Source organism: Vibrio galatheae, from assembly GCF_000967545.1.
GTDB lineage: Bacteria > Pseudomonadota > Gammaproteobacteria > Enterobacterales > Vibrionaceae > Vibrio > Vibrio galatheae.
In genome coordinates, this window is record NZ_JXXV01000028.1 from 46073 (window position 1) to 71055 (window position 24983).

Genomic DNA, 24983 nt, shown 5'->3' on the forward strand with positions numbered 1-24983 from the left:
ACAGATGTTGTGCAAGCGGTGAAGAAGAAGCTCTACGATGACAAAACCGCAATCATAGATAAAGTCATTGAGAAGACACAATCATTCGATATCAGCTCAGCGCAAACCTCTGGCAGTAGCTTAAAAGGTGCAATCGATGTTCCAAGTTTGCCTGCCCTACCTCAGCCAGAAGTCCGTGGCGACGCGCCAAAACTTTCTGTGCTGATCTCGTCAAAACAAGACATATCGCTGTGTGAATACGAAGATGTAGACGTGTATTATCAACTGCCGATGGGTTTGGCGAGTGAGCTAAGCGTTATGGTCGAGTTGTTCCAAACCTACCCGAAATCGAAGCCTTGGTTCCCAGCCATTTTGATTGGTGACGATTATCAAGCCGCACATCAATTGTTAGAAGCGATCGAACCCGAGCAGTTGATCACCAATAACTCAGGGGTTGGCTTGCTTGCACAACAACTAGGCTTAGACTGGATCGCTGGACCACAAATGAACACAGCCAACTCATACTCGCTCAAATGCCTAGAACAAGAGTTTGCCGCTAGCGGTGCGTTTATCTCCAACGAACTCAATATGAAGCAGATGCGTCGCATCAAGCGCCCGCAATCTATGCGCAGCTACTACAGCATTTATCATCCGAATACCTTGCTGACCAGCCGCCAATGTTTGTTCCAACAAACTGAAGGTTGCCGCAAGATCAAGGTCAACAAAGGCTGTTTAAAGCGTTGTGATAAACGTACATCAATCATCAACTTAAAAGACAACCCCTATGTAGTGCAAAAGCAAAAAGGTAGCCATAACTCGATTTACAGCGAGCCCAATGTGTTAAACCTGCAAGTGCTGCAAGACTTGCCACAATTGTTTACCGATGTGTTGATCGATCTGCGTGACATTCACACCGAAACCAAAGCCTCCGTAACCAAACCAGAGTTAATTGATGCGTTCTTGTCGCTGCTTACAGAGCATAGTGAACAGCATGCTCAAACGATAAATCGTAAGGTTCATCCAACGGCAAACGCACAATATTTGAAAGGCTTGTAGTGAAATGCTCATACGAGGCCATCGCCGCAGTTGAACAAGCCACACTCTCTGACTACAATGACGCAAATTTAACGACTTCAAGGTCACAACCATGACAGATACAGCTAAACCAGCTCTACCCGATCGCCTTTCAGGCAACCCACGCAGCCCTTTCTTTGTCAAAGAGTGTTTCGATCATCAGATCGGTATTCGCTTTAAAGGCAAAGAGCGCACAGACGTTGAAGAGTATTGTGTTAGCGAAGGTTGGGTGAAAATTGCATCGCCAAAAGCGAAAGACCGCTACGGTAACCCAATGCTAATCCAACTTAAAGGCGAAGTCGAAGCGTACTACGTGTAACTTCTGCGCTTGTTATGTACAGCCACCTTGCTGTTGCGGGTGGCTTTTTAGTACTCGTAAAACAATAACCAATGTGAAGAGAAATTCACTCGTGAAATCAGCGATGATAAACTTTGCCGCGATTCATAGTGTTGATTAAAAGGAAATGTAATGAACCCAATTCTAGCGATGCTAAAAGAGAACAATATCAGTGACGAACAAATCCGCGAGTTGTTCCAAACCTTGACCCAAAACCCACTAGCGGCGATGGCGACTATTGGTCAACTTGGTTTACCTCAAGAGCAACTGCAGATGTTGATGGGTCAAGTTATGCAAAACCCAGCACTGATTAAAGAAGCGGTTGAAGAGCTTGGTTTGGATTTCTCTAAAGTTGAACAAGCGAAAGAGAAACTTCAAAACCAAGGCAACTAAGCCAAAATAACGCATCTGATTAAAGAAATGGCCGCCACTCCCACTCGTTCGGCTGAGCGGCATTTTTTATCACAACGATAGTCGTTGCCGACATATGCCGCTACATTCTTGTTGGCGCAAACTAACCATCTTACGCGTCACGCATTTATACGCCTTCAGCTTTGAAACCTGCCGTCATTGCGGTACGCTTTGTGTAAATATAACAAGGACGAACTAAGTCAATGCGTGTCGACTATCAAAAACGATTGCTGCCCGTCATTCGCTATCTTGAACAGCACTTTAACCAACCGCTTAACCTCCCGGAAGTCGCGGCTTTGGCAAACTTATCCCCATACCATTTCCATCGCACCTTTAAAGCGGTACAAGGAGAAACCTTAGCCGATTTCATCCGTAGACTAAGGCTAGCTGCCGCTGCGGATGAGCTATTTAAGAGTAAACAACCGATACTCAATATCGCGTTAGAATTTGGCTTCTCGAGTTCGCAAAGTTTAGCCAAGGCTTTTAAGCAGCACTACGGAGTCACACCAAGCGAGTTTCGCGACTGTGAAAACTACCAGCAGTTTGCCCAGTTAGCGCGAAACAGCAAGATTGGACACACATTGCGCAAGAATGGAAACGAACTCGCGCCAGGCAACTCATATACTCGCTCTGAACTCACAACATGGAGCAACCCAATGGAAACACAAAATTTTGCCGCAACGAAACTGGCTTACATTAGAGTAACGGGCCCTTATGGCGAAGGTTATGAAGAGCCAAGTGGTCGCCTGTATCAATGGGCGGCAATGAAAGGTTTGGCGGACAATACATGTATCTTCATTTACCACGACAACCCGGAGGTAACACCAAACGACAAGTGTCGTACCGACATTTGCTTAATGGTTCCGCAAGAAACAGACGTTCCACATGGTATTGAGCTACAAGACTTTCCCGGTGGAGAGTATGCAGTCATTCGCCAGAATATCACCGAGAACAATCAATACGTTCTTGCGTGGGATGATTTGATGAGCAAAGTCATCGAGTCTGGCATTGAGAACGATGATCGCCCGTGCTTTGAGCTGTACCACAGTTACGATCCAAAAACACAACACGCAGACGTCAGTTTCTGCACCGCAATTAAATAAAGTCTGGGCCTACCACATGGTAGGCTCTCTTTTTGTGCTTAGGTTGATGCCTGATTTTAAGTGACATTTAGAGGCTAATTGAGAGCCAAGGCAGCACAACATGTTGGTAGCCGATCGTGCATGATACGTAAACCAATAATGTTGCCATTAACAAGTTAAAGACTTTGAAATACCTGGGATTAGAAATGCGCTTCCCCAACAGCAAACCTGCTACCGAATAGCCAGTCGGTGCACCAAAAGCAAGTACCGCCAGAACCATTGACCATAAAACAATCGCGCTACCCGTAATTCCAACACTTGGGAACTGAATGGTTGAAATCGGTAAGGTAGCCACCAACGCTTTGGGGTTAAGCAACTGCATTAGGAGCCCATCTCTGAAGCTCAATGATTTGGCCCCCTTTGCCTGGTCAGAAAGCTCGACATTCGCACGCGCCACTTTCCACGCGATATGCAAAATATACAGGCAGCCTGCCAAACTGATGAAAGGCAACACTTGTGGGTCAATAAACTTGAGACCAACAAATCCCAACATGGCAAACAAGATAAACATCGCCATCCCTACCCCAGCAAAAAAGCCAAGATGAGGACGGGTTTGTCTATTCAATCCACTGTGTAAACCTAATAAGTTGATAGGACCAGGGGTGTACATAACACCGATCGCATAGGCGAAAATTTCTGACATGTTTTACTCCGACAAAGGCAGTCGTCTGGTTTATTTAACGAGTCAACTGAAGCTGAAACTGTTTTGGTGTCATGCCAAATACGCGTTTAAAGTTGCGGTTTAAATGGCTAGCATCGGCAAAACCAGACGCGACGGCCGCTATCGTGGCACTGTGTCCTGCTAGCAACTGTCTACGCGCATAGTTAATGCGACAATTCAAAACGTATTGATGTGGAGTAATGCAAAAGCATTCGCGAAAAGCGCGGATAAAGTGAAACTTAGACATATTGGCAACTTGGGCAATATCATCAATTGAGATGTCATTCGCTAGGTTAGCCAAAATATAGTCTTTTGCTCTTAACAAGAGTTTATCGGCTCGTGAGGTATACGTTGGCAACTGTAAACTGCCATGCAAACGTGTCATTGACTGAGCTAACTGAAACAGACCAGCTTCATGTTCAATTTTTGAGTAGGACTGCCCCTGAAGCCGCTGAGACATATCGTATACTTGATGACGTAAAATTGGATCATCAATCAGAGTGTCATTTAACCTTAAGATAGTCTCTTTCTTGTGGCCTAACGCGTGAAACAGAGGCTGCAACTCTTTGGGATGAACGTAAAGCATCACATATTCTAAGCTCTGCTCAACCCCCGAATGACCATCATGAATATCTTCAGGATTGAATAGCATCACGCAACCAGGAGTACTCTTGTAATAAGCACTGCGACAGAAAAAGTCTTGCCTTCCCTGCAACGTCAAGCCTATGGAGTACTCTTCGTGGGCATGCTTGGCGTAGGTAAAATCACTCATGGTTGCGCACAGCACAGATACATCATCGTGCTGAGAACTACTCGTGTATGTAAAGTGATTGTCCTGACTCACACCCTCTCCTTCGATTTTTGACCTTTCACATAACTCCTAGGCCAATATATTCAAGCTATCAATAAAAAACTTGAACAAAATTGCTCATATTCCTCAGCTATCTCTGCCTCACCCTGCCATGATATGCAACTAAGCCTTTTTTTGTAGATTAGACTAAACTAAAGCCTATCAATAACACCATCGCTAAGCAGTTTAAGCAATTACTATGTCTCAAACATGAGGTGTGTATGACGATTAAGCACAAAGTCTTTATTACATCAGGTCTATTTACGCTCATTGTGATTTTCGTGAGCGCATTTTCATTAAAACTGCTCTCAGATAGCTCGTCCGATATCCAGTATATCGTCGGTAATGCGTGGGACACAGCAGATGGAGCGAGGGTTTGCCGTAGTTGCTGATGAGGTTCGCTCCCTCGCAATAAGGACACAAGAAAGTACGCGTATGATTCAGGAAAGCATTGGCCTACTGAGTACCATTGCTCAAAATTCCGTCCAAGTTATGAATGAGGGTATGGCTAAGGGAGAGGAAACGACCAAATTGACAGGGCTGGCGAATGAATCTCTTCAGGAAGTCTCAAGTGAAATCACCCACCTAACAGAACTCAACCAGCAAACCGTGGCCGCCATAAGAATGCAGGAAGGCGTTACCAGCGATGTGACAAGCAATATCACCACGCTTAAAGAGCTATGTGTAACCGCAGAAAACGACATTGTCGAAAGCAACCGCCTGATCGATGAACTGCTCGCCAAGCAGGTGGAATTAGGTGATAAAGTCAGTCAATTTAAGGTGTCTTAGCTGAAAGGTTGGCAGAACACATCTTTCTAGAGATGGAAATACTCGCACTTCATTGTTTCGCGTGAACACCACAACCTTTAATTATTAGCTGAGTAATAAACTGGGCAGCTTGCTTAAAATCGTCATTATCGAGCTGCTCTTTTTGCATCACATTGCAGATCTGCCAACCAAAATCAGCATACGTTTGAGTCGCGGCCCAAATAGTAAACATTAAATGATGCGCGGGAATATCGTCCATTAACCCTTGTTGAGACCAAGTGGAAAACTTATCGATGATCATTCTCGATTGATTAAACAACTCGCGACCAATATCTTCAGGCAGAGATTTTGCCCCCGACATTACTTCATTGGCAAACACTTTAGATGCGTGAGGATGGTCGCGTGAAATCCGCAGTTTGGCTTCTATATATTCGCTTAGTGCCTGAACCGGATCAGTTAGCTGTTCGATCGGCTGGGACGCTTCAAGTAACGGTTGAGTGACCGTTTTCAACACCGCGTAATAGAGTTTGTCTTTGGAGCTGAAATAGTAAAAAACGTTCGCTTTAGGAATATCCGCAGCTAGAGCAATGTCAACCATCTTAGTCGCAGCATAACCATGAGTTGCAAACTGCTCACTTGCGACTTCAATAATCAGTTGCTGGTTCTTTTTCCTAATACGACTCATCGAGGTTCCCTATTCGTTAGCAGCCCTCAGTGTAAACAATATATTAGCCAAGACAAGATAGAGACACGAACAGGCTCGTTGTTATCACACCTTATCGCGTATCTCTGCAATATAGCGGCTCACCATTACCGTTTTTGCGTGTAATTTACATTGTAAACAGAGGTGAAACAGCCGTTATCATGAGACGAACGACAAGCGAACTTTTACCCAGAGGCATGGCTATCCAAATAGGCTTGCGCTTGTTGCTGGCCCATGTATTTTCCCAAAGTTCGGGCGGGAACGGCGGTCAAATCCACGACGATCAAGCCATCAAGCGCAAAGTTAAATGCTGGATCGACGTTGAAACAGACCAATTTGCCGTTCAAACCAAGATACTGACGTAGCAATACAGGCAGCCCAAGGCCTTGTTCTAAGCGGCTGAGCACTTTTGATAGTAAGGGAAGTTTAGACAATGAACTCAGCATATCTGGACGCCAAAACTCTTGCCCGCATTTTTGCAGTGGTGTTGTCGGCGTTACCAGCTTCGCTTTTTCATCATCGTAATAGTGAATCGACATCACAGAGGCAATCAACTGTCTTGCTACTGGGCTGTAGTCGTTGCTGATACTGACGGGGCCAAATAAATGGGTGTATTGCGGATGACGCTGAACAAAGCCCGCAATCCCTTTCCATAACAGCAGTAGAGAGTGCATATTACGCTGATACTGTTTTGCTACCACAGACCGCCCTACCTCAATGGAGGTACCTAAACTTGCGACAAAAGCTTCGTCATAGTTAAACAAACTGGTTGAGTAGAGCGAATCTATCCCTCCTTTTGCGACCAATTCATCCACCAACCCTAAACGATAGGCGCCAACTAAATCGTGATTGGTGTTGTTCCACACAAACAGCTGGTAGTAGTCTTGATCAAATTGGTCAATGTCACAGCTACGCCCACTGCCCTCACCGACTTCACGAAAGCTCTCCTCACGCACACGGCCAATTTCACGCATCATGCTCGGTATAACGGGAGTGGGAGCACAATAGACCGCAAACTCTCCCTGTTCTAACAACTTGTATTGAGCTAATTGACGCAGTTCATTCTCTAACGCTGCAACTGACACGGGAGCAATGATTGGCTCGGCACCTTCACGTTGGATAGTCGGGGCTTTTTCATTGCCCATGCTCCCCATCAAATAAGTATTGAGACGAAAGTATTGAGTAATATCTTCCTCTTTGTCGAAATCCTTTATCTCGCTGTAAGGGATGGGGGTTCCGACAGAAACAGAGATAATTTCACCCGATTTGTTCAGTAGCTCGCGACCTAATAACGCCGTTCTCAGCAATGGGTGAATGCGCCCGGCCTGATAAAACAGCTTGCTATTCATGCCATTGATAAACAGCGGCACTGTGGTCGCTTGCGAGTGCTTAACAAACTTCGCCACCGATTTACTCCACGCCTTATCTGTCACTCTTTTTTCATTGGCCTGCCACGATGACACTTCCCCTGCCGGAAAGACAATAAGTACGCCACCTTGAGTAAGGTGTGAGTTCGCTTGTTTGATCGCTATGCGATTGGTTCGCTTGGCTTTTTCACCACCAAACACATCAACCCCGATAAACAAGTCATCCAACTCAGGAATACGTTTGAGTAGCTCGTTGGCCAGTACTTTGACATCTTTACGCACCTCTGAAACCAGCGCGGCGAGAATGATCCCTTCGATACCGCCAAATGGATGGTTGGCAACAATCAATACCGGTCCTTGCTGAGGTATGTTGTTAAGGCTGCCATGCTCCACCTGATAGCGGGCTCCAATTCGAGCCAAAGCTTCTTGCATAAACTCAAAGCTGTCTTCGGGTAAGGCTTGTTGTTTATAGAGAGCGTCTAGCGTCGCAAGCCCTGTCGCCCACTCAACAACACTTTCGCCAATCCCAAACGGGGTTTTACGCGGCAATCGAAAAGGACTATCAATCATCTTACGCTCCTTTCATCAATCTACTATTTAATCAGCGCAGGCCAATTTTTGTCGGCAGCCGAAATATGACCAGCACGATCTTGGTCCCACCAGCTTTTTACTTCAGCGTCATAATTAAGGTAAAGCTTGCCATCGACAATGGCCCACTGATTCGGGTCTGCTGAAGCAAAATCATTTTTCGCCGAAATTGCCCAAGCACAATAACCTCCGTATTGAGGAGCATAGGCTTCTGGAGCCGCTTTAAATTTGTTGAGGTTTTCCTGTGACGAGAAGTACCAATCTGCACCTTTGTATTCAAGTTGCCATTGGCTGTTGCCTTTTACGGGCTTACCTTGGGTAAAATAAGCCACGGTGTCATACCCATTCAGCGCTTTATTGCTAAAGATCCCGGTATAAATCTCATCGGCAGCAAAAGCGGGCAAGCTGACCAAAACAATGAGTAGAGCAAATAGTTTTTTCATTTCAACACTCCTTGTTCGACAGTACAGCGCTTCAAACAGCTTAGGCTGGTGTGAAAATCAACCTTACGTTGATTGTCGAACGATTGATAAATCATCTCTTGTTTATTAGAAGACACGACAACTGAGGTAAAACTTACCGTGCGAGCATCATTTCTTGTCATCAAGGGTGAAAGGTGCGGATAGTTTTCATCATAGGTTTGATGAAACAATCGTCCGATTTCATCATCTGCTACACGGGTAACAAGTTCATTAAAGAGATCGCGTCGATATTGGTAAGCCGCATCGAAATGCATTGCCGCAGACACGATAGGCGCAACTGCGTGAGAGCGGCTTAAGCACGAACCATCCCAAGTCCACAGTACGGTTTCATTGGCGGTGCGACGAGTGTCAAAAGAAACCACCACAAATGGCGCAAAGGTATGTAAATCCATCTCCATCAGCCGACTGTCGACTGTTTGACTTGAACAGCTGCTTGCCAAGTTTCTAATGATCAAACCGCGACTGGTTAGCGCTCCGCTCGGCACCTTACCTTGATAGAAGTTAAGTAAGCACACAGTCACACCATACTCATTGGTCGATATCCAGCTACCTCCGCCAACTGGGTCGATGGGCATGACACAATGCACTTCATCAATTACGGCGCTTTGAGGCTCCAATGCGGGTAACCGCGAACGTTGTTCATCACGATTGAAGTACACTTCATAATGATTGTTACCCCGATACAGCCAAGATAATGTACACATAGTTATTGAGCCCTTTGATAGGTCGCTGTCGTTGGTGCAACGCCAAAACTAGATTCAGAATCCACGCCACGCAACGACGCAACTACTTTTGCCATCGCAAAGTGATGAGTCGCATGCAAAGCCACAAACGTGAGCTCACGAATTAAAGTCGAAGACACTTCTTCGACATGAGTTTGCGACAACATCACCTCGGTTTCGACGACGACGGCTTGATTTAAGTCACTTGACGGTAGCGCAAATAACCACTCGATCAGATCCCTAATTTCTTGTTTGGCGACATCTAAATCTCGCTCAACCACATGACCACGACGACGGACGTTATAATCTATTTTGCTCGGTTCAAGCTTGATCGCTAAAAAGAGATCGAGCCAATGGCGAAAGTGCTCTCCAATCGAGCTACATACATGAGGATGCGCAATAAACACGTAATCTTCGTGGCTCAAGGTTTCAAGGAATTCATGCCCCTGACTGAGTGTTTCGATACAACCAATCACGGTTTGCGAAGGAGGCGTGTCGCTGTTTTCAGCTAATCGAGTGATCATATTTTTCATCGTTTTCTTCCTCGCAGTACCTTTAGTCCGTCATCGGATAACGCTCGGTTAAGCGCTTCTCTTCCCGCCAAGCTTGCAGCAATGCCCTAAGCGTCGGTGTTTGATGACCTTGCTTCTTATACTTAGAACCTATCTGATAGAGCAGCCGGTACTGTTTCAATAAGGTAGTAAAAATGGCGACAAGCGGTGTATCACTGTCCCAAATATGTGCTGCTTCACTGCTCGCACCATTGATCTCTAAGATGTCAAAACTATGGCCGTTCATTAGGGTTTCAATATCTTTAAACTTGATATCAAGGCGACCATAGTTGAAGCCATCAAACTCCGCTAAAACCTGATCTAGCTTTTGTTCCAATGCCTCGGTAATAAACTGATTACCATCGCGGAAGATTGCTCCGCGGGAGTGACTGCCGGCAAATGCCAATTGAAATTCATCCTGATCAGGTACGACAATATCGAGCTGCTCTTGATGACGCGGCAGATATAAATGCTGAAGTTTTCCAGCTCTAGGGCATCTCTCAATGAGCTGTCGCAGCGTTGATTGACCGTCACCAATGACACGTGGCGAGTATTTCAAAGTGATTGAGATGATTTGACCGCGTGCTTCACCGGGCTGCCGAACATAGAACACCCCGGCTTCTGCGCTGTAATGCGATTTTTGTTGCAGCAGAAATCGCCCCGATGTTGGAAATGTATCGAAGTAATGATGCAGTTGCTCATCACTGTGAATAAGCTTGACACCAACACCACGGCAGCCAAGATCGGGTTTCGCAACCAGTGGGTATTTTAGGCCAGCGTTTTTGAGCTGACGCAGTGCTTTGTCTACCAAGTGTTCGACGCTGTCATGAGTCTTGGTCAAGGTGACAAAGGGTAAGATCCACTGTTGAGTCTGAGCACCAGAACAAGAGAAGATATCGTGTTTAGACTCCCCCACCATTCCGCTTAGCTTTATCGCTGGGTTTGCAATTAGTGGCAATGCCCAATCTCGATGAAAAACACTCAGCGCAGCGCTTTGCAAAACGACAGGCGTGTAGAAAAACCAAGCAGGCAAGAATTCAAACGGAGAAATCACTCGCTTTGGTTGATGGAGCACTGGCATGCCAGCATTTACCTTGCCCTGAGGAATCATCTCAACGTTAGCGGGCTGGATCATAGGAATTCCTTAACCATGTTTTAGTAATCAGTTTATTAAGCAGTAGCATTAGACCTAGCCCTACAGGAATGAGCAGCCAACTCATCGGGTTGTCTTGAAACCATTGCATGCTGCCAAGTTGGAAAAATGAACCGAACACCAATCCCGTCCACAAACTGGTGGCGGTTAACACTGCAATGAAAAACCTCGCTTTAGGAACATCAAGAAAGCCGCTTAAAGTGAAGCCAATGGTTCTTAGGCCGGGGATAAAACGCACTATGAAAATGGTCATAAACGCTTGCTGGTGCAATTTACGTTGCAGGCTTCGTGCACGCTGATAGCGAAACAATCGATAACGAAGAAAACGGACTTTCTTCGCCGCTTTGCCAAGCCAATACAAGCCGAGATCACCACTGCTGATGCCAACAAAAATCGCCATCAACGCCAATGATGTTGACATCTGGTCCTGAACAGCCAAGGTCGCCGCCGTAACAATGGCCAAGTCTTCTAGCAGGTACGAGAGCAAAACGATGCCCACAAATAACATGGTCACAGGCACATTGTCTTGAAACAACCAAGCTTCAATTGTCGTCGCTATTTCCATCACACCTTGTCCATCCTACTTAAGCCAACACGCACCATACGAATCACGTGTATTCAGTACCCTTGCTTTTCACAGCAACAGTGTGAGTAAGTTTATGATTCACACTCATTTCATACGCTACATTGATAAAGATAGGATAGCTGGCAGAAAACTTTCACATTCAGCGTAATTTTTGCTATTTAGTGGAAGCGGATATATCGGCTACTTTCCGCAGCCATGATCAAAACTTTCCAACTCAACGAGCTTTTAGTGAATCGCTGCATAGACCGTTAGAGTCGTCGTCAAGTTGTTCACAAAGCGAGGTGTAATGAGTAAACCAATTCAATTTAGAGCCATCTTACTGGCGTGTCTTATCATCAGTATTGGCCAACTCAGTATGGGACTGGTGTTTCCCTCACTCCCTTGGATAGCCAAAGATTTCACCATCTCACTGGATCAGGCTCAGCTTTTGGTTAGTGTGTACTTACTTGGTTTTGGCCCTTCTCAATTTATATATGGACCGATTTCTGACTCGTTGGGTAGAAAGAAAGTACTGCTTGGTGGATTACTTGTCGCGCTGTCAGGACTGGCAGTCATTATTGTCTATAACGACTCGTTCAATGGCATGGTGGTTGGTCGCCTGCTGCAAGGCTTAGGCACGGGCTGCTGCGCGGTACTCGCCAGAGCGTCCACGCGAGACAGATACAGTGGCGCCCAACTGCCTGTTGCCCTGTCGTATATCGCCATGGCCGCTTCGATTACACCTTTAGTCGCTCCCATCATTGGCGGCTTCATCAACTATCATTTTGGTTGGACGATGGTGTTCGTCTCCCTACTTGGTTATGTTGCTGTTGCTTGGGCGATGTTGCTATTCCGATTTGACGAGACTTTAGCCACGCATGGCAAGGTTCCATCATTAAAACAGATGGCGGTGCAGTATAAACAACTACTGACCTCACGATACTTTATGAGTTTCGCCACCATTGGTTGGCTCAATTTTAGTTTGATGATCACCACGGTGTCTGTCATGCCCTTCATAATGCAAGACCAAATAGGCATGACATCCGATGAATATGCATTGTGGGCGCTCATACCTGCATTAGGGATGATCACTGGCACCAGTATTTACAATCGCGTCAGGCCAAAAGTCGGCAGTAAAAAACTGCTTATTTTTACCCCGATACTGCATACATGCTCTGCGCTATGGTTTTTCTTCTGCCCGGTTGAACCCATTTACTTGATGCTTGGACAATGGCTTATGATTCTCGGAAACGGGATTGCGCTCCCTTGTGCCCAAGCGATGGTCATGCAACCATACAAGCAACAGGCAGGTGCGGCTGCAGCTATGTCGGGGGGAGGACAAATGATCGCCTCATCGATTGTCAGTATGACGCTCGTCCAGCTTGGATTAAGTCAGGCTTGGCACCTATCGTTCGTGATTCTAATTTTTGCTGCGATTACGCTTGGTAACATTGTACGTGGTTTTAACGTGGTGCAATCGATGCAGCAAAAAGGACAAAGCATTACAACATGAAGTCACTCTCTTTAGCTCAAGCACAAAAACTCGCCCTTCTTGCCCAAGGGCTGCCAGCCAGTTCCAGCAAAGGCAGCGCCTACGCCAAAACGCTGACGGCTTTCGAGCAACTCGGTTACGTGCAAATTGATACCATATCCGTGGTTCAGCGAGCGCACCACCACACACTGTGGAGCCGCAATCCGAGTTATCAACCCAAACATCTCGACCAACTAGTCGCTAATGGCGAAGTGTTTGAGTATTGGGCTCACGCAGCCGCCTACCTGCCCATGAGTAGTTTTCGCTATAGCTTGCCGCGCAAGGCCGCGATAAAGTCAGGGCAGCAAAGGCATTGGTACTGCAAAGACCGAGCCTTGATGAGTCGAATTCTCAAGCGCATTGAGTGTGAAGGGCCATTAATGGCCAAGGACTTTGAGTCAAAAACGCATAAAACTGACGGTTGGAATACCAAGCCCACGAAGCAAGCATTAGAAAACCTCTATATGCAGGGCGATTTGATGATCTCGGAGCGGCGCGGGTTCCACAAGGTTTACGATTTAACCGAACGCGTGTTGCCCAGCACAATCGATGTTTCGATGCCTTCCGCACAAGAACACGCTCGATTTCTTGTCATGAGTTACCTCAAAGCGCACAGTTTTGGCCGCTTGGCAGAAATGACCTATCAACTTAAAGATGTTAAACAAGGCGTCCAACAAGCGATAAACGAGCTGATAGAAAGCGGAGAGATCGCTCAGGTAATAATTGGCAGTGAGCAATATGTGGTTGATAGCAACGCTCTACAGCTGCTCGATAAAAGGCTCAATCGCAAACAAGCTAAAATTCTATCGCCGTTTGACAACCTGCTGATCCAAAGAAAACGCACCAGCGCGGTTTTCAACTTTGACTATCTCATTGAATGCTATGTCCCACAAGCCAAACGGCAATTTGGTTATTTCTGCTTACCTATTTTATGGGATGGCAAGTTGGTGGCGCGAGCAGATTGCAAAGTCGACAAAAGCAATTCAATACTGAATGTGCTTCACTTGTTCACCGAATCCTCATTGAAGGATAAATCAAACTTTATGAGTGCGTTAGAGCAAGAGCTTCAAGCCTTTGCTCAGTTTAATCAATGCGAGCGCTTTGCTATCTTGAAGACATCAGAGAATAGCCGTTAACGTCACGCTCATAGTAAATCCAGGATTGTAAATGTCATCTGCAAACTCCGTTATCATACTCGACTTCGAAACCACTGGCTTATCTCCCAACATGGGCGATCGAGCAATAGAAATTGGTGCGGTAAAGCTTATCAATGGTCAAGTCGTCGATACTTTTCAGCAATTAATGAATCCTGGCTTTAGAGTCAGTAGCTTCATTGAAGGCTACACAGGCATCACCAATAACATGCTAACCCATGCCCCCAGTTGTGCTGAAGTAATAGCAGAGTTTTGTGATTTTATCGCCGACGACAACCTAGTCGCACACAATGCCTCATTCGATAAACGTTTTCTTGATGCCGAACTTGAGCGTGTAAATCGAACTTATCGAGGCGAATTTGCCTGCTCGCTGCTCGTTTCGCGCAGGCTCAACCAACAGGCACCGAGTCACAAGTTAGGTGACTTAGTCCGATTCAAAAATATCGCTAACGACGGCGTATTTCACCGCGCTCTGGCCGATTCGCAGATGACAGCAAAACTGTGGTTGTTAATGATCGAAGAGATGGAACAGCAAGGCATCCACCAGCCTTCATTTGAACTGATGCAAAAAATCAGCAAAACCAGTAAGCATGATGTTGCCAAGTTGCTAGAGCGGTATCGGTAACACCGATGAGCAAAACAGACCTTCAGCAGACGATTGGGAGCTTTACCTCGATAGAGCAAGCGCTAGACTATTTTTAAATTGGTTGTGACAGTAAGTTTATCGACCAGTATCGCAGTCAGTTGGTGAAACGATTTAATGGCTACTTAATTCTTGAAAAACCAGAGGATTGGTTTGCTGGCAGACATGCGCTAAAGAATGCCTATTGTAAGATACAGCGAAGCCGTTTAGATAAGCACACCCGCTCCGCTTGTCGCGGGTGCACTTCGTGTCAGAGAAGATAACTCACAACTCTTGACCCACATCCTCTGATTCAAGCATCGAAGAAAACTTAATCTCGAACTGGTTAAAGCTAAATATGCTTGGACCATGTATGCGTTTGGTGGTCACTTTCTCTTCGCCAAACTGAACCGTCACATGAGAATAAACTTTATTTTTTACCTCGATGTTGGTATCAGCGAGTGCGACTTCTAACTCTTGCTCATGAGTATCGCGGGCATGTTTGACTTTTTCGAGGTATTCATTGGCTTCGCTTTTATCGGCTTCTAGCTTATCGGCTTGCTCTTGAGTGCGTTCTGCCTTAGGAATCTTCTTAAACTCTAGCTCCTTGCGAATCAGGCCCATTGTGGCTTCTTGCGCTTGGGTGTATTGCTCTTTTAACTTCGCTTGACGATCTTTAAACATCTGAAAGCGAGCAAAAGCGTGAACATGTGTTGCTGTATCACCTTCGACCCCCAAGTTCACACAGCTAACTTTATCGCCGACTTTCGCACTTCCCCCACTGAGGGTGCCTTGCCTTTCATTGGCATCACACACAACCAAATTATGACCACAACGAATTTCATTGTTCATACAATGCACCGCAAGATGGATATCATTGGCCGCTTGCAACTCACTAAACTGGGCGTAGTTGGCCTTAATTGAGCCTCCAGATTTGACCACACAGCTCTTTTTATCGTCCTCAGAAACATTGTGACCAATAATGCCTTTTGCTACTTCAATATCACCTTGTGCCTGGACGTCTGCCGATTCAATAAAACCACCCACGGTCAATGAACCTGTGGTTCTTACCACCATATCCGATTCAATATTGCCAAACACAACCACGTTACCTTTAAACTTGACGTGTCCGGTTGAGACGCCAATCGTAGGCAGACACAGTGCATCTTCGACATCAACAGTGCGCTCTTTCAGTATTGGCATACCAGACACTTCAGCGACGAGCAGATTGGGATCATTGGGTGAAACTTTCGTGCCTTTACCTGGTTTAAGCACGGCATCATTGCCCGGTTTAGGTGGAATGGGTTTACCTTGAACCGTCATACCAGGCTTGCCTTTTGTGGCAGGAACTCGCTTCATTAACGGATCATTTTCGGCAACAGTGATGGTTTCGCCAAGGTTAAGCATGTCCACTTTACCGCCCTCATCTTCCGCTTTTGGGGCCAGAACTTGCTTAGTCGGATCTTTTACCAAAGCGACAAATTTTGCGTCGCTACCTTGGATAGGGTTTTTACCTTTTGCGACAGGCTGAGTAAAAGTGGCGCCCGCTTTAAGCTGATGACTCATAACGAGTACTTTTTTCAGCGCGAGTTTGTTAATGCCTTTAGTGATATGCGCCTGCGCAAGCGCTTGGACAATCTCGGGACCTTTTAGTGGTTTACCTTTATATGCCCCAGTAACGATCATGCTAGCCAGCATATCGTGATCTGACAGCACGACCTCAACTTTAGCATCGCGCACCTCAGCGATCGTGATGCCCACATAGGCCTCACTTTTCATGTCCTTAGCCAGATTGATGAATCGCGTGACCTCATCCTCTAACACATACAAATCACCCGCTCCGAGCGCTGTTAGAGCGTCACTCAATCCACGAGTGTCAAAACTGTTATCTACCGTAATGTCGGGAGACAATTTTGCGATAACTTGTTCATTGTTATCAGAAAACGCGACAAACTTATTCCACATGCCTTCTGCCCTATGTACTTCCTAACCCGAGTGTATAGAAGTTATTCCTCCAACAATATCAATAGTGTGGCAATTTAAGGCATACATCACTAGAAGGCGTTTTTACAGTGTAAATAACGTTAGCTAGAGCTAGGAAAGTGATGCGTTGCCGCTAAAGAGTACACAGCAGTGACGCGACGACCTTGTTTGGAATACTCCAATGAATCACACAATTCAGTAGCAAGAATGATGCCTCGTCCATGCGTTAGATCATTGGCGGGTTCATGTTTGTCACTCTCGTAGTCAAAGCCATCGCCGCTGTGCTCAAGATCAAACGTCACTTTTTGCTCAGTAGGGTTATAATTCACTTCCAACTCCACCCAAGCGCTATCGTCGAGCTGTTTTATTTTTTCCTCCCTGATTTGATAAAACAGAAAAAAACCATCAGGCTGATCTTTAATCGACGAGTCGAGCTTCAATAGACCATGTTCTATGGCATTGGCAAATAGCTCTGATAGAACGGAGCAAACCAGATCAAGATGTGCACCACTGGTTAAGATGCCAGCAAGAAACTTTCTAATCTCAGTCATTACCGTGACTTCGCGAAGTACTGTTCCGTCGAGGCGCAATGTCGAGCAGGAAGGGACTTTATTATACTGAACTGGCTCTGTTGGTACTTCTTGAGTATTGCCATTAAGGATCGGAAACTTCATGGTCAAGATAGATAAATCGTCCCCGACGGACTTATCTGCAAATTGTCGCACCGCCTCGTAAAGAACAGGAATGACCGCCTGACTTTTCGCAAATGAGGCTTCAAGTCGTTCTTGACCAAATTGTTCGCCAGACTCGTCCATAGCTTCGATAACACCATCTGTATAGCAAACAATTTGTTGGTCTGGTTCAAGCTTGAAGTGAGTAATGTTTGATTCAAACTCATGCGCTTTTAATACACCGAGCGGCATATGTGTTGACGTCAAACGACGTACAATCTTACCGTCAGCATCAATGAGGTAACCGTCAGGAAGTCCACCGCCCCACCAAGATACTTCAAATCCATTGGCGCGAATTTCGAAGATACTCGCCGCTAGCATCATACCCAAAGGAAGGAAGCGCACTAAAACGTCGTTAATTTCGCGCGCTATTTCGCCTAACGCTAGCCCCTTAGCCGCCATGGAAAAAAAAGCTCTTGTTGCAGGGATGGCAGAAATGGCGGCTGGCAATCCATGCCCCGTTGCATCCGCAATCATGACGTAAACACCGCCGTGGGGTCGGTTTGCCACCACGATCAAATCGCCATTGAACACGGTAGAAGGGGTCGATAGATAGTTAATCCCGTAGATATTCTTAACCTGAGAACTCATCTCATGCATCAAGTTAGAGAAAATGGACTCAGCGATAGCGTAATCGTAGCGAACTTGCTCATGAAATTGGCTGAGCTCATCGCGCTGCGCTTTAACTTCATTATGCATACGAACGATGCGGCAATGCGCTTGCACTTTGGCGATTAAAACACTGCGCTCTACCGGCTTGAGGATAAAGTCATCGCCAACGGTCAAACAGCGTTCAAAAGAGACATGATCATCAAGTACGGTTAAAAATATAATGGGAATATGGACATCGGGAAACGCTTGCTTAATCTCTTCTGCCGTTGTGAATCCATCTTTAATTGGCATCATAACGTCAAGGAGTATGACATCAGGCAATCTGTCCATCTTGCGCATAGCTTCCACCACCCCTTCACCGTTTTCGAATGTCGTCACGGTTTCGACTAGGTGATTGAGCATGAATCGACACAATTCACGATTGGTCGCATGATCATCAACGATCATTACATGCATAACAGACCTCCGAGTGGTTTACTCAATGGCAAATTTCTTATCAAAACGAGATATGGTTAGGATTTTCCTCACTTGAGGCAGTGTGTTGGTAATACGGATAGTGCCATCCCCTTGGCCTAAATAGTTGTGCATATTGAGCAACATGCCAAGACCTGCACTGTCAATGTAGTCAACTTTGCGTAAGTCGATGGTAAATCGAAATTCCTGACGGTCATTATAGCAACGACGAAACTCCTGAACTAAGTTAAAGCCAAATGCCCCTTCAATTAGAATAGTAATGTGCTTGGACGCTGAATCAATCACGGTTTCTACTGACATAATTTTTCTTTTACCTCACTGGTTTAAATCTACGCATTGTGGTTCAGAACAACTCAACTTCACCCTCTTCAATACTCTCTTGTGATGCAGCTGGCGCTCCTCGATTTTCGGCTTGATGATGTAAGTCAACCACACCCTCTGTGAACGCTTGTTGATCGATTTCTTGATTTGCCCACTGTTCACACAAAATGGCAAATTTCTGCAAGTAGTCCACCGATTGGCGGGCGTAATCACCTTGTTGGACGATGATGTCCGCAAATTGCAGTGCCCTGATCCCGTTATCGACTTGAACATGCAGTAGGTCACCACTCGAACGAATTTTCTTCAGCTCTTGTTCTACCGATTGGTTAATCTCATGAACACCACGCAACATTTCGTCCACTTTATCTTTTGACTCAATCGCGTCAGTCATATCGATCGACGCCATTTCGCCAACCGTTTTGTTAGCCTGCTGGACGGTACTTTGCGCAACATTGATCTCTTCTTCGATTTCGTCGTTGAGCTCCTTCGCTTTCAAAGACAAGTTACGAACTTCTTGCGCGACAACGGCAAAACCACGGCCGGCTTCTCCTGCTCGCGCCGCCTCAATAGCTGCATTCAGAGCCAATAAATTAGTCTGTTCAGATAGGCCACGTACTTGCGCGAGTAGCTTAAATACCGCATCTAACTTGTCTGACATATCGTGAATACTGTGGACGGCGGAAATACTTCTTTCCGATACGTTAACAAGCGTTTCCACAAACTGACGAATGATCGCCTCGGTTTTTGGTAGCACCTGGCTGATATCATTGTTCTTGTCGCGGTTACCCAGCAAATTGTCAACAAGGTCTGTGGTAATGTGATTTTGTTCCTCAGCAATTTTTTGCAATTCAAAGTAGCTTTCGTTGAGTGTCTCGACTGACTCATCAACAACACTCCGTTGATGCTCTAACGGCTCAATCAATTGCCGAGAAATTTTTCCCAACATGGGCGAGATTTCCGCGGGTGGCGCTTGGTTAAGATGATGGCTCTGAGCCTTGTTGTTATGCACTTTCGACTTACTTACTGATGAGGCAGGGTTTGCGATAACAAACCACGGTATGGCCGCTGCGGCTATCATAGCGGCGACAAGTGCCAATGAAGTGGACATACTCATTGCCAACGATAACAGCGCTATCTGTATCCCTACTGCGATGAAGTACTTGATTTTTATACTGCTATTATTCGATTTCATCGTTGTTCCTTGAAATAGTGACTCGCCTGATTAATCTTTTGCTGCCAAGTACTGGCAGATTTGCTTGGGAATTTTGTTTAAGTCTAAAATTGAGAGCGCCGCATCCAGCTCTACGGCAACCCGAGGCATCCCCCACACAACCGAAGAGGCCTCATCTTGGGCAATGGTTTTTGCTCCTAGCTTTTTCATACTCAATAGCCCTTGAGCGCCATCTTTGCCCATTCCAGTTAAAATGACGCCAATTGAGTTTTTGCCCACGGTTTCTGCTACCGAGTCAAACATCACATCCACAGATGGTTTATGCAGGTTGACTGTCGGTCTGTCGTCGAGCTGACAATACAAACGATCGCCTCTGCGTATCACCACTAGATGTTTGTCACCAGGCGCTACGTAGGCACAACCATTCACTAACGGAGCGCGATTTACGTCGAGCTGTTTGACCTCAATATCACTGTTTTCATTAAGCCGAGCAGCGAATGAAGGGGAGAACATCGCACTGATATGTTGAGTAATGATGATAGGCGGCAAACCAGCAGGTAACGCCGACAAAACATTTTTCACCGCCTCGGTTCCTCCAGTCGATGCTCCGATAGCAATCACTTCGGTTTTATTGTTCTGTGTCGGAACGGAAATAGATTCACTCATAGAGCCCAGCGGTTGGCTGGCCACATTCGCACCCGCAGCTATTTTAATCTTTTCATTAACGAGTTTTTTGTAGTTGACCATTTCGGCAGTACTATCTACCGAAGGTTTAGGAAAATAATCCACAGCTCCGAGTTCAAGCGCGGTTAAGGTTGCATCGGCCCCGTGCTGAGTCAGCGTTGAAATCATTACCACAGGCATAGGACGTAATCGCATTAAGTTTTTTAAAAACTTCACGCCATTCATTTTTGGCATTTCAATGTCCAGCGTCAGCACATCGGGGTTATGTTGTTTGATCAAATCCCGAGCCTGATATGGGTCTTCAGCCATCGCTACGACCTCTAATTCAGGATCAGAGCTAATTAACTGCGAAAGCAACGCTCTAAATACTGGGGAATCGTCAACGATAAGAACCTTTATTTTTCTCATCAGAACAACTCCACATCGTCGTCATGAGGACGGTGACTCTCTTTATCCAACTGACGGGCATATTTTTCTTCTTGATGTTGTACGTTATGTACTTCTGTAAACGGTATCCGTTTGAGCCAAGCTTTACCGCTAATGGGGTCAAATAGTACTCGACGTGGCTCCAGCCCCCCGAGATCTTGAGCGATAACCTCTAAACGCTCTTGAGCAACATAGCTGCGAATGAACTGGACGTTTTTTTCTCCGACCATACTGTTGAGACCTAACATTTGCGCACCACCAAATAGTTTGACTTGCAACGCAGAACGTCGTGCGCCTCTATGAATCAACTCATTTATCAATATCTCCATCGCAAAACTGCCGTAACGTGATGCAGTTGAAACAACCTCTTCAGGCTTCCAAGACCTCAGTTGCGTTCGACTATCAAATGGAAGTAAAAAATGGTTCATACCACCTACCGCCTTCTGTTCGTCCCATATACAAGCAGCAATACAAGATCCTAATCCCGTCGCAATAATCTCGTCGGTCTTTTGCGTACAATATACGCCACCAGGAAACACTTTCACGATGTGCTTCTCTCTTGAAGGATGATAGAAGCGACTGAAGTGGTTATTTTCATAACTATCTTTTCTATTGAAAGACCTCTGCATAATGGATGCCTATTTCTTTACATAAATGGTATGGCCGAGATGATGAAAGATATCTAGGCTAGCCGGAACACCCTCGGAATGACCGATAAAAAGAACGCCATTTGGCTTAAGATGTTGATGGAAACGCTTGAGCAATTTTTCTTGGGTCTGTTTATCAAAATAGATCATCACATTACGGCATGAGATAAGATCGAACTGCTCCTCAAATTTCCATTCTTCCAACAGATTCAAGCGATGAAAAAGGATGCGTTTTTGTAACCCTACCTTGCATTTAATTTGACCTTGGTGCTGGCCTACGCCGCGCACAAAACAAGGTTTAAGGTATTTGTTGGGAATGCTCGATATCGCCTCGTCACTGTAAACCCCTGTTTTCGCGTGAGCTAATACCTTAGTGTCCAGATCTGTAGCAGTAATTTTCACATCATCGAAATAGGACAGAGCATTAGACCAGTGCAACGAAGCAATGAAGCTGTATGGCTCTTCGCCGGTCGAGCAACCTGCAGACCAAATCTTCAACCTTTTTACGCCTTGCTCGCGCCACTCTTTCATCAGCACCTTTTCCATAAATTCAAAGTGATGATACTCGCGGAAAAACTGCGTTTTATTGGTCGTAAGGCAATTGATAAAAGTGAGTTGTTCTTCCGCATCTTGCTCTATGATCGGGCGATACTCACTAAAGCGTTTTAGGCCAAGCCGTCTAAGTTGACGGCTTACCCTGCCATACACCATGGTTCGTTTTCTATCAGAGAAGAAGATTCCGACATTCTTGTGCATAAACCATTGAATGAATTTGAAATCTTTATCAGTGAGTTCAAATTCCTGATTTAAGGGTGCGGCCTTCTCGCTTTGAGCTAGAACTCTTCCCATTCGTCTCCATCCTCTTCAAGCTTATAGCTAGAGTTGGCAACCTTAGGTGTTCGAATATCTCGGACATTAGTTTCTTGTCTGGCTTTTTCGTGCGGTTTAGCGTCAAACGTCGCAACATTGCTGTCCGTAACAAAGAAGTTCATTAAGTGTAAGAGCTCTTTACCTTCGTCTTTAAGTGATTGGCTTGCTGCTGATGTTTCTTCGACCAAGGACGCATTTTGTTGCGTCATCTCATCCATGGTGCTAATTGCTCGATTGATTTCGTCTATTCCTGTGGATTGCTCTAGGCTCGACGACGCGATTTGCGCAATCAATTCCGTAACCTTCTGCACCGCATCGACGATCTCATTCAGCGTTTCTCCTGATTCATCCACTAAACGTGAACCTTCATCGACCTTCTCAACGCTATCATTGATAAGCCCTTTGATTTCCTTAGCCGCTGCAGCACTGCGCTGTGCAAGGTTACGAACTTCACCCGCAACCACGGCAAAACCTCTACCCTGCTCGCCGGCTCGCGCAGCCTCTACCGCCGCATTCAACGCCAGCAGATTGGTTTGGAAAGCAATTTCATCGATAACCCCGATAATATCGGCAATTTTCTTACTTGCAGTGTTGATTTCAGCCATCGCTGAAACCGCTTGGCCAACAACTTCGCCACCTTTGCTGGCTTTCTTCGCTGCGTCATCAGAAAGCTCGTTGGCTCCTTTGGCGTTATCCGCATTTTGGCGCACCGTCGCTGTCATCTGTTCCATGCTCGCCGCGGTTTCTTCCAAATTCGACGCCTGCGCTTCAACACGTTGACTTAAGTCATTGTTACCCTCAGCAATTTCACTCGAAGCTGTGGCGACGCGAGCAGAGGATTGAGTGATCTTGTCGACCATATTTCTTAGATTGAGGATTGACGTGTTGACCGCATTAGACAAGCGTTCAAATTCACCCGTGTTGTCGTCTGGCATGGTGGTATTGAGGTTGCCGTCAGCGACCTGACTCATGACATCAATACACTGCCTCATTGGCGCAACCATGGTATCGAGAAGATTGTTGATACCATCACCAAGTTCTTTCATAAATCCGTTGTAAACACTGGTGTCGATGCGATCATCCAGCTCACCAACAATGGCTTTCTGAATCAGAGCTTCGACCTGACGTTGACCATCTTGCTGCTCGGTAATATCGATCCACTGTAATGCTGGTCCAATGTAATTCCCTTCACTATCGCGCATTGCAATACAGGTGAGATTAAACTCAAGCCCACCAACAGCGATGTTAGAGGAAAAAGGCAAGCGATCTGGATTGGTAATAATGCTGCGTTGATGACCAGGGTTTTTATGGAATATATCAATATTCTTACCGACCAGATTACTCGCATCAAACCCTGAAAGGACTTTTTTCAAATCACTTTCTCGGCTACTGAGCAAGGTTTGCAGAGCCGGATTTAAGTAGGTAATGATGCCATCTTTGTTGGCCATCATTAGATTCGTCGTCATACCCGAGACCGCAGAGGCCAAGCGACCAATTTCTTCTTCTTTGGCTCGCTCTGCCGTTACATCACGCCACTCAAGCGTATTGCCGATGTAATTTCCTTGAGCGTCATGGATGGCAGCAACATTGAGCTCGATCTTAATGTCAGCGATATTGATGTCGGTGCTGTAAGGCAAATTGCTGGGATCAGCGAGCATTTTACGCTGGTGAGCCGGATTGCGGTGGAACTCATCAATACAGCGCCCCATTAACCACTCTTCACTCGCAGTAAAACCACTCCACACAGTGCGCATGGTGGCTTCATGTTGTTTGAATAAGCTAATGGTTTCTTTGTTCGCATAAGTGATGTTGAAATCTCTATCAATCATGACCATTGCTGTTTGCGCTTGGTTGACAGCCGCTTGTAGACGAGAAATTTCGTTATTTTGTTTAACGTTTTCAGTTACGTCAGACCACTCTAGCGTATTACCTACATAATTCCCTTGTTTATCAATAATTGCGCCAACATTGAGTTCAATCAGGACATCTTTAACATTAATTGTTGTGGTGTAAGGGAGATTAGATGGTGATGACAGCATTTGGCGTTGGTGACTTGGATTGGCATGAAATAGGTCAATACAATAACCAAGCAAAAATTCCTCCGAGGCGCGGAAGTTAGGCCACATTGACTGAAACAACGCTTCATGCGTTTTGAGCAAGTCAACTGACTTTTGATTGAGATAGGTAATCTTAAAATCACGGTCAATCATCATCAAAGCCGTTTGAGCCGCATTTAAAGCCGAGAACAGTTGCTCCCTTGACACGCCTTGCTCTGATTGCTCGTCGGTTAATGTATCCTGCGTTGGTGCTTCAAACTGTGCAGCGGGTGCTGTTTTCCTATTCCAAAATGCCATGAGTTTTCCCTCACTGGTTGCTTATTCTGACGTGTTTTTTGCAGCAAAAA

The 24983-nt window shown here is 45.8% G+C and carries 25 protein-coding genes and 1 pseudogene; 9 read left to right on the top strand and 17 right to left on the bottom strand.

Features of this window, described 5'->3' with window-relative positions; translation table 11 throughout:
• Nucleotides 1-297: 297 nt before the first annotated feature.
• The 4 genes from TW81_RS19695 to TW81_RS15730 all read left to right on the top strand — a co-directional run bounded on the left by TW81_RS19695 (nucleotide 298) and on the right by TW81_RS15730 (nucleotide 2904).
• Complete coding sequence (locus tag TW81_RS19695; RefSeq protein WP_420835068.1) at nucleotides 298-1035, top strand: U32 family peptidase; 738 nt, start codon at nucleotides 298-300, stop codon at nucleotides 1033-1035.
• Between the two features lie 91 nt (nucleotides 1036-1126).
• Nucleotides 1127-1372: a DUF3297 family protein gene (locus TW81_RS15720; protein WP_045956683.1), complete on the top strand. Its 246-nt coding sequence runs from the start codon at nucleotides 1127-1129 to the stop codon at nucleotides 1370-1372.
• A gap of 150 nt (nucleotides 1373-1522) precedes the next feature.
• Nucleotides 1523-1783, top strand: coding sequence for a DUF2999 family protein (locus tag TW81_RS15725; protein ID WP_045956684.1), 261 nt, complete (start codon nucleotides 1523-1525; stop codon nucleotides 1781-1783).
• 221 nt (nucleotides 1784-2004) lie between these two features.
• Nucleotides 2005-2904 (top strand): AraC family transcriptional regulator, encoded by a 900-nt coding sequence (locus tag TW81_RS15730; protein ID WP_045956685.1) that lies wholly within the window; start codon nucleotides 2005-2007, stop codon nucleotides 2902-2904.
• 67 nt (nucleotides 2905-2971) lie between these two features.
• On the opposite strand, the gene TW81_RS15735 is transcribed toward TW81_RS15730, so the two are convergent.
• The gene (locus TW81_RS15735; protein ID WP_045956686.1) at nucleotides 2972-3586 is read right to left on the bottom strand and encodes a LysE family translocator; all 615 of its coding nucleotides are present in this window, start codon (nucleotides 3584-3586) and stop codon (nucleotides 2972-2974) included.
• A 34-nt stretch (nucleotides 3587-3620) separates the two neighbouring features.
• On the bottom strand, nucleotides 3621-4448 hold the full coding sequence (locus tag TW81_RS15740; RefSeq protein WP_045956687.1) for an AraC family transcriptional regulator: 828 nt from the start codon (nucleotides 4446-4448) through the stop codon (nucleotides 3621-3623).
• A gap of 369 nt (nucleotides 4449-4817) precedes the next feature.
• Between TW81_RS15740 and TW81_RS15745 the strand changes: the two genes are divergently transcribed.
• Entirely contained in the window at nucleotides 4818-5243 is a 426-nt protein-coding gene (locus tag TW81_RS15745; protein ID WP_162197058.1) for a methyl-accepting chemotaxis protein, read from the top strand.
• A 49-nt stretch (nucleotides 5244-5292) separates the two neighbouring features.
• Here the strand turns inward: TW81_RS15745 and TW81_RS15750 are convergent, their stop codons facing one another.
• The 7 genes from TW81_RS15750 to TW81_RS15780 all read right to left on the bottom strand — a co-directional run bounded on the left by TW81_RS15750 (nucleotide 5293) and on the right by TW81_RS15780 (nucleotide 11353).
• Entirely contained in the window at nucleotides 5293-5907 is a 615-nt protein-coding gene (locus TW81_RS15750) for a TetR/AcrR family transcriptional regulator (RefSeq protein WP_045956689.1), read from the bottom strand.
• A 203-nt stretch (nucleotides 5908-6110) separates the two neighbouring features.
• Nucleotides 6111-7862, bottom strand: a complete 1752-nt coding sequence (locus TW81_RS15755) for a lysophospholipid acyltransferase family protein (protein ID WP_045956690.1) — start codon at nucleotides 7860-7862, stop codon at nucleotides 6111-6113.
• A gap of 23 nt (nucleotides 7863-7885) precedes the next feature.
• Entirely contained in the window at nucleotides 7886-8323 is a 438-nt protein-coding gene (locus tag TW81_RS15760; protein ID WP_045956691.1) for a YHS domain-containing (seleno)protein, read from the bottom strand.
• Nucleotides 8320-9066 (bottom strand): NRDE family protein, encoded by a 747-nt coding sequence (locus TW81_RS15765; RefSeq protein ID WP_045956692.1) that lies wholly within the window; start codon nucleotides 9064-9066, stop codon nucleotides 8320-8322. The genes TW81_RS15760 and TW81_RS15765 overlap by 4 nt, the downstream gene beginning before the upstream one ends.
• A 2-nt stretch (nucleotides 9067-9068) precedes the next feature.
• A complete protein-coding gene (locus tag TW81_RS15770; RefSeq protein ID WP_045956693.1) occupies nucleotides 9069-9617 on the bottom strand; it encodes a hypothetical protein in 549 nt (182 codons plus the stop codon).
• Between the two features lie 22 nt (nucleotides 9618-9639).
• The gene (locus TW81_RS15775; protein WP_045956694.1) at nucleotides 9640-10770 is read right to left on the bottom strand and encodes an ATP-grasp domain-containing protein; all 1131 of its coding nucleotides are present in this window, start codon (nucleotides 10768-10770) and stop codon (nucleotides 9640-9642) included.
• Nucleotides 10754-11353 (bottom strand): DedA family protein, encoded by a 600-nt coding sequence (locus TW81_RS15780; RefSeq protein ID WP_045956695.1) that lies wholly within the window; start codon nucleotides 11351-11353, stop codon nucleotides 10754-10756. The genes TW81_RS15775 and TW81_RS15780 overlap by 17 nt, the downstream gene beginning before the upstream one ends.
• 307 nt (nucleotides 11354-11660) lie before the next feature.
• On the opposite strand from TW81_RS15780, the gene TW81_RS15785 reads away from it, so the two are divergent.
• From TW81_RS15785 to TW81_RS19110, 4 genes and pseudogenes are all read left to right on the top strand, one after another.
• Entirely contained in the window at nucleotides 11661-12866 is a 1206-nt protein-coding gene (locus TW81_RS15785) for an MFS transporter (RefSeq protein WP_045956696.1), read from the top strand.
• Entirely contained in the window at nucleotides 12863-14020 is a 1158-nt protein-coding gene (locus TW81_RS15790) for a winged helix-turn-helix domain-containing protein (protein ID WP_045956697.1), read from the top strand. The genes TW81_RS15785 and TW81_RS15790 overlap by 4 nt, the downstream gene beginning before the upstream one ends.
• A gap of 31 nt (nucleotides 14021-14051) precedes the next feature.
• Nucleotides 14052-14663, top strand: coding sequence for a 3'-5' exonuclease (locus tag TW81_RS15795; protein WP_045956698.1), 612 nt, complete (start codon nucleotides 14052-14054; stop codon nucleotides 14661-14663).
• Between the two features lie 5 nt (nucleotides 14664-14668).
• Nucleotides 14669-14944: pseudogene (locus tag TW81_RS19110) on the top strand (nitrogenase-stabilizing/protective protein NifW).
• 1 nt (nucleotide 14945) lies between these two features.
• Here the strand turns inward: TW81_RS19110 and TW81_RS15800 are convergent.
• From TW81_RS15800 to aer2, 8 genes are all read right to left on the bottom strand, one after another.
• Nucleotides 14946-16625 carry a DUF342 domain-containing protein gene (locus TW81_RS15800; protein WP_045956699.1) on the bottom strand — a complete coding sequence of 560 codons (1680 nt, stop codon included), beginning with the start codon at nucleotides 16623-16625 and terminating at the stop codon, nucleotides 14946-14948.
• A gap of 119 nt (nucleotides 16626-16744) precedes the next feature.
• On the bottom strand, nucleotides 16745-18442 hold the full coding sequence (locus TW81_RS15805; protein WP_045956700.1) for a fused response regulator/phosphatase: 1698 nt from the start codon (nucleotides 18440-18442) through the stop codon (nucleotides 16745-16747).
• Nucleotides 18443-18460: 18 nt separating this feature from the next.
• Nucleotides 18461-18760, bottom strand: coding sequence for an STAS domain-containing protein (locus TW81_RS15810; protein ID WP_045956701.1), 300 nt, complete (start codon nucleotides 18758-18760; stop codon nucleotides 18461-18463).
• Between the two features lie 43 nt (nucleotides 18761-18803).
• Complete coding sequence (locus TW81_RS15815; protein ID WP_045956702.1) at nucleotides 18804-19973, bottom strand: methyl-accepting chemotaxis protein; 1170 nt, start codon at nucleotides 19971-19973, stop codon at nucleotides 18804-18806.
• A gap of 30 nt (nucleotides 19974-20003) precedes the next feature.
• On the bottom strand, nucleotides 20004-21044 hold the full coding sequence (locus TW81_RS15820; RefSeq protein WP_045956703.1) for a protein-glutamate methylesterase/protein-glutamine glutaminase: 1041 nt from the start codon (nucleotides 21042-21044) through the stop codon (nucleotides 20004-20006).
• Nucleotides 21044-21691 (bottom strand): chemotaxis protein CheD, encoded by a 648-nt coding sequence (locus TW81_RS15825; protein ID WP_045956704.1) that lies wholly within the window; start codon nucleotides 21689-21691, stop codon nucleotides 21044-21046. The genes TW81_RS15820 and TW81_RS15825 overlap by 1 nt, the downstream gene beginning before the upstream one ends.
• 9 nt (nucleotides 21692-21700) lie before the next feature.
• Nucleotides 21701-22558 carry a CheR family methyltransferase gene (locus tag TW81_RS15830; protein ID WP_045956705.1) on the bottom strand — a complete coding sequence of 286 codons (858 nt, stop codon included), beginning with the start codon at nucleotides 22556-22558 and terminating at the stop codon, nucleotides 21701-21703.
• Nucleotides 22543-24933, bottom strand: a complete 2391-nt coding sequence (aer2, locus tag TW81_RS15835) for an aerotaxis transducer Aer2 (protein ID WP_045956706.1) — start codon at nucleotides 24931-24933, stop codon at nucleotides 22543-22545. Before aer2 ends, TW81_RS15830 begins: the two co-directional genes overlap by 16 nt.
• Nucleotides 24934-24983: the final 50 nt, after the last annotated feature.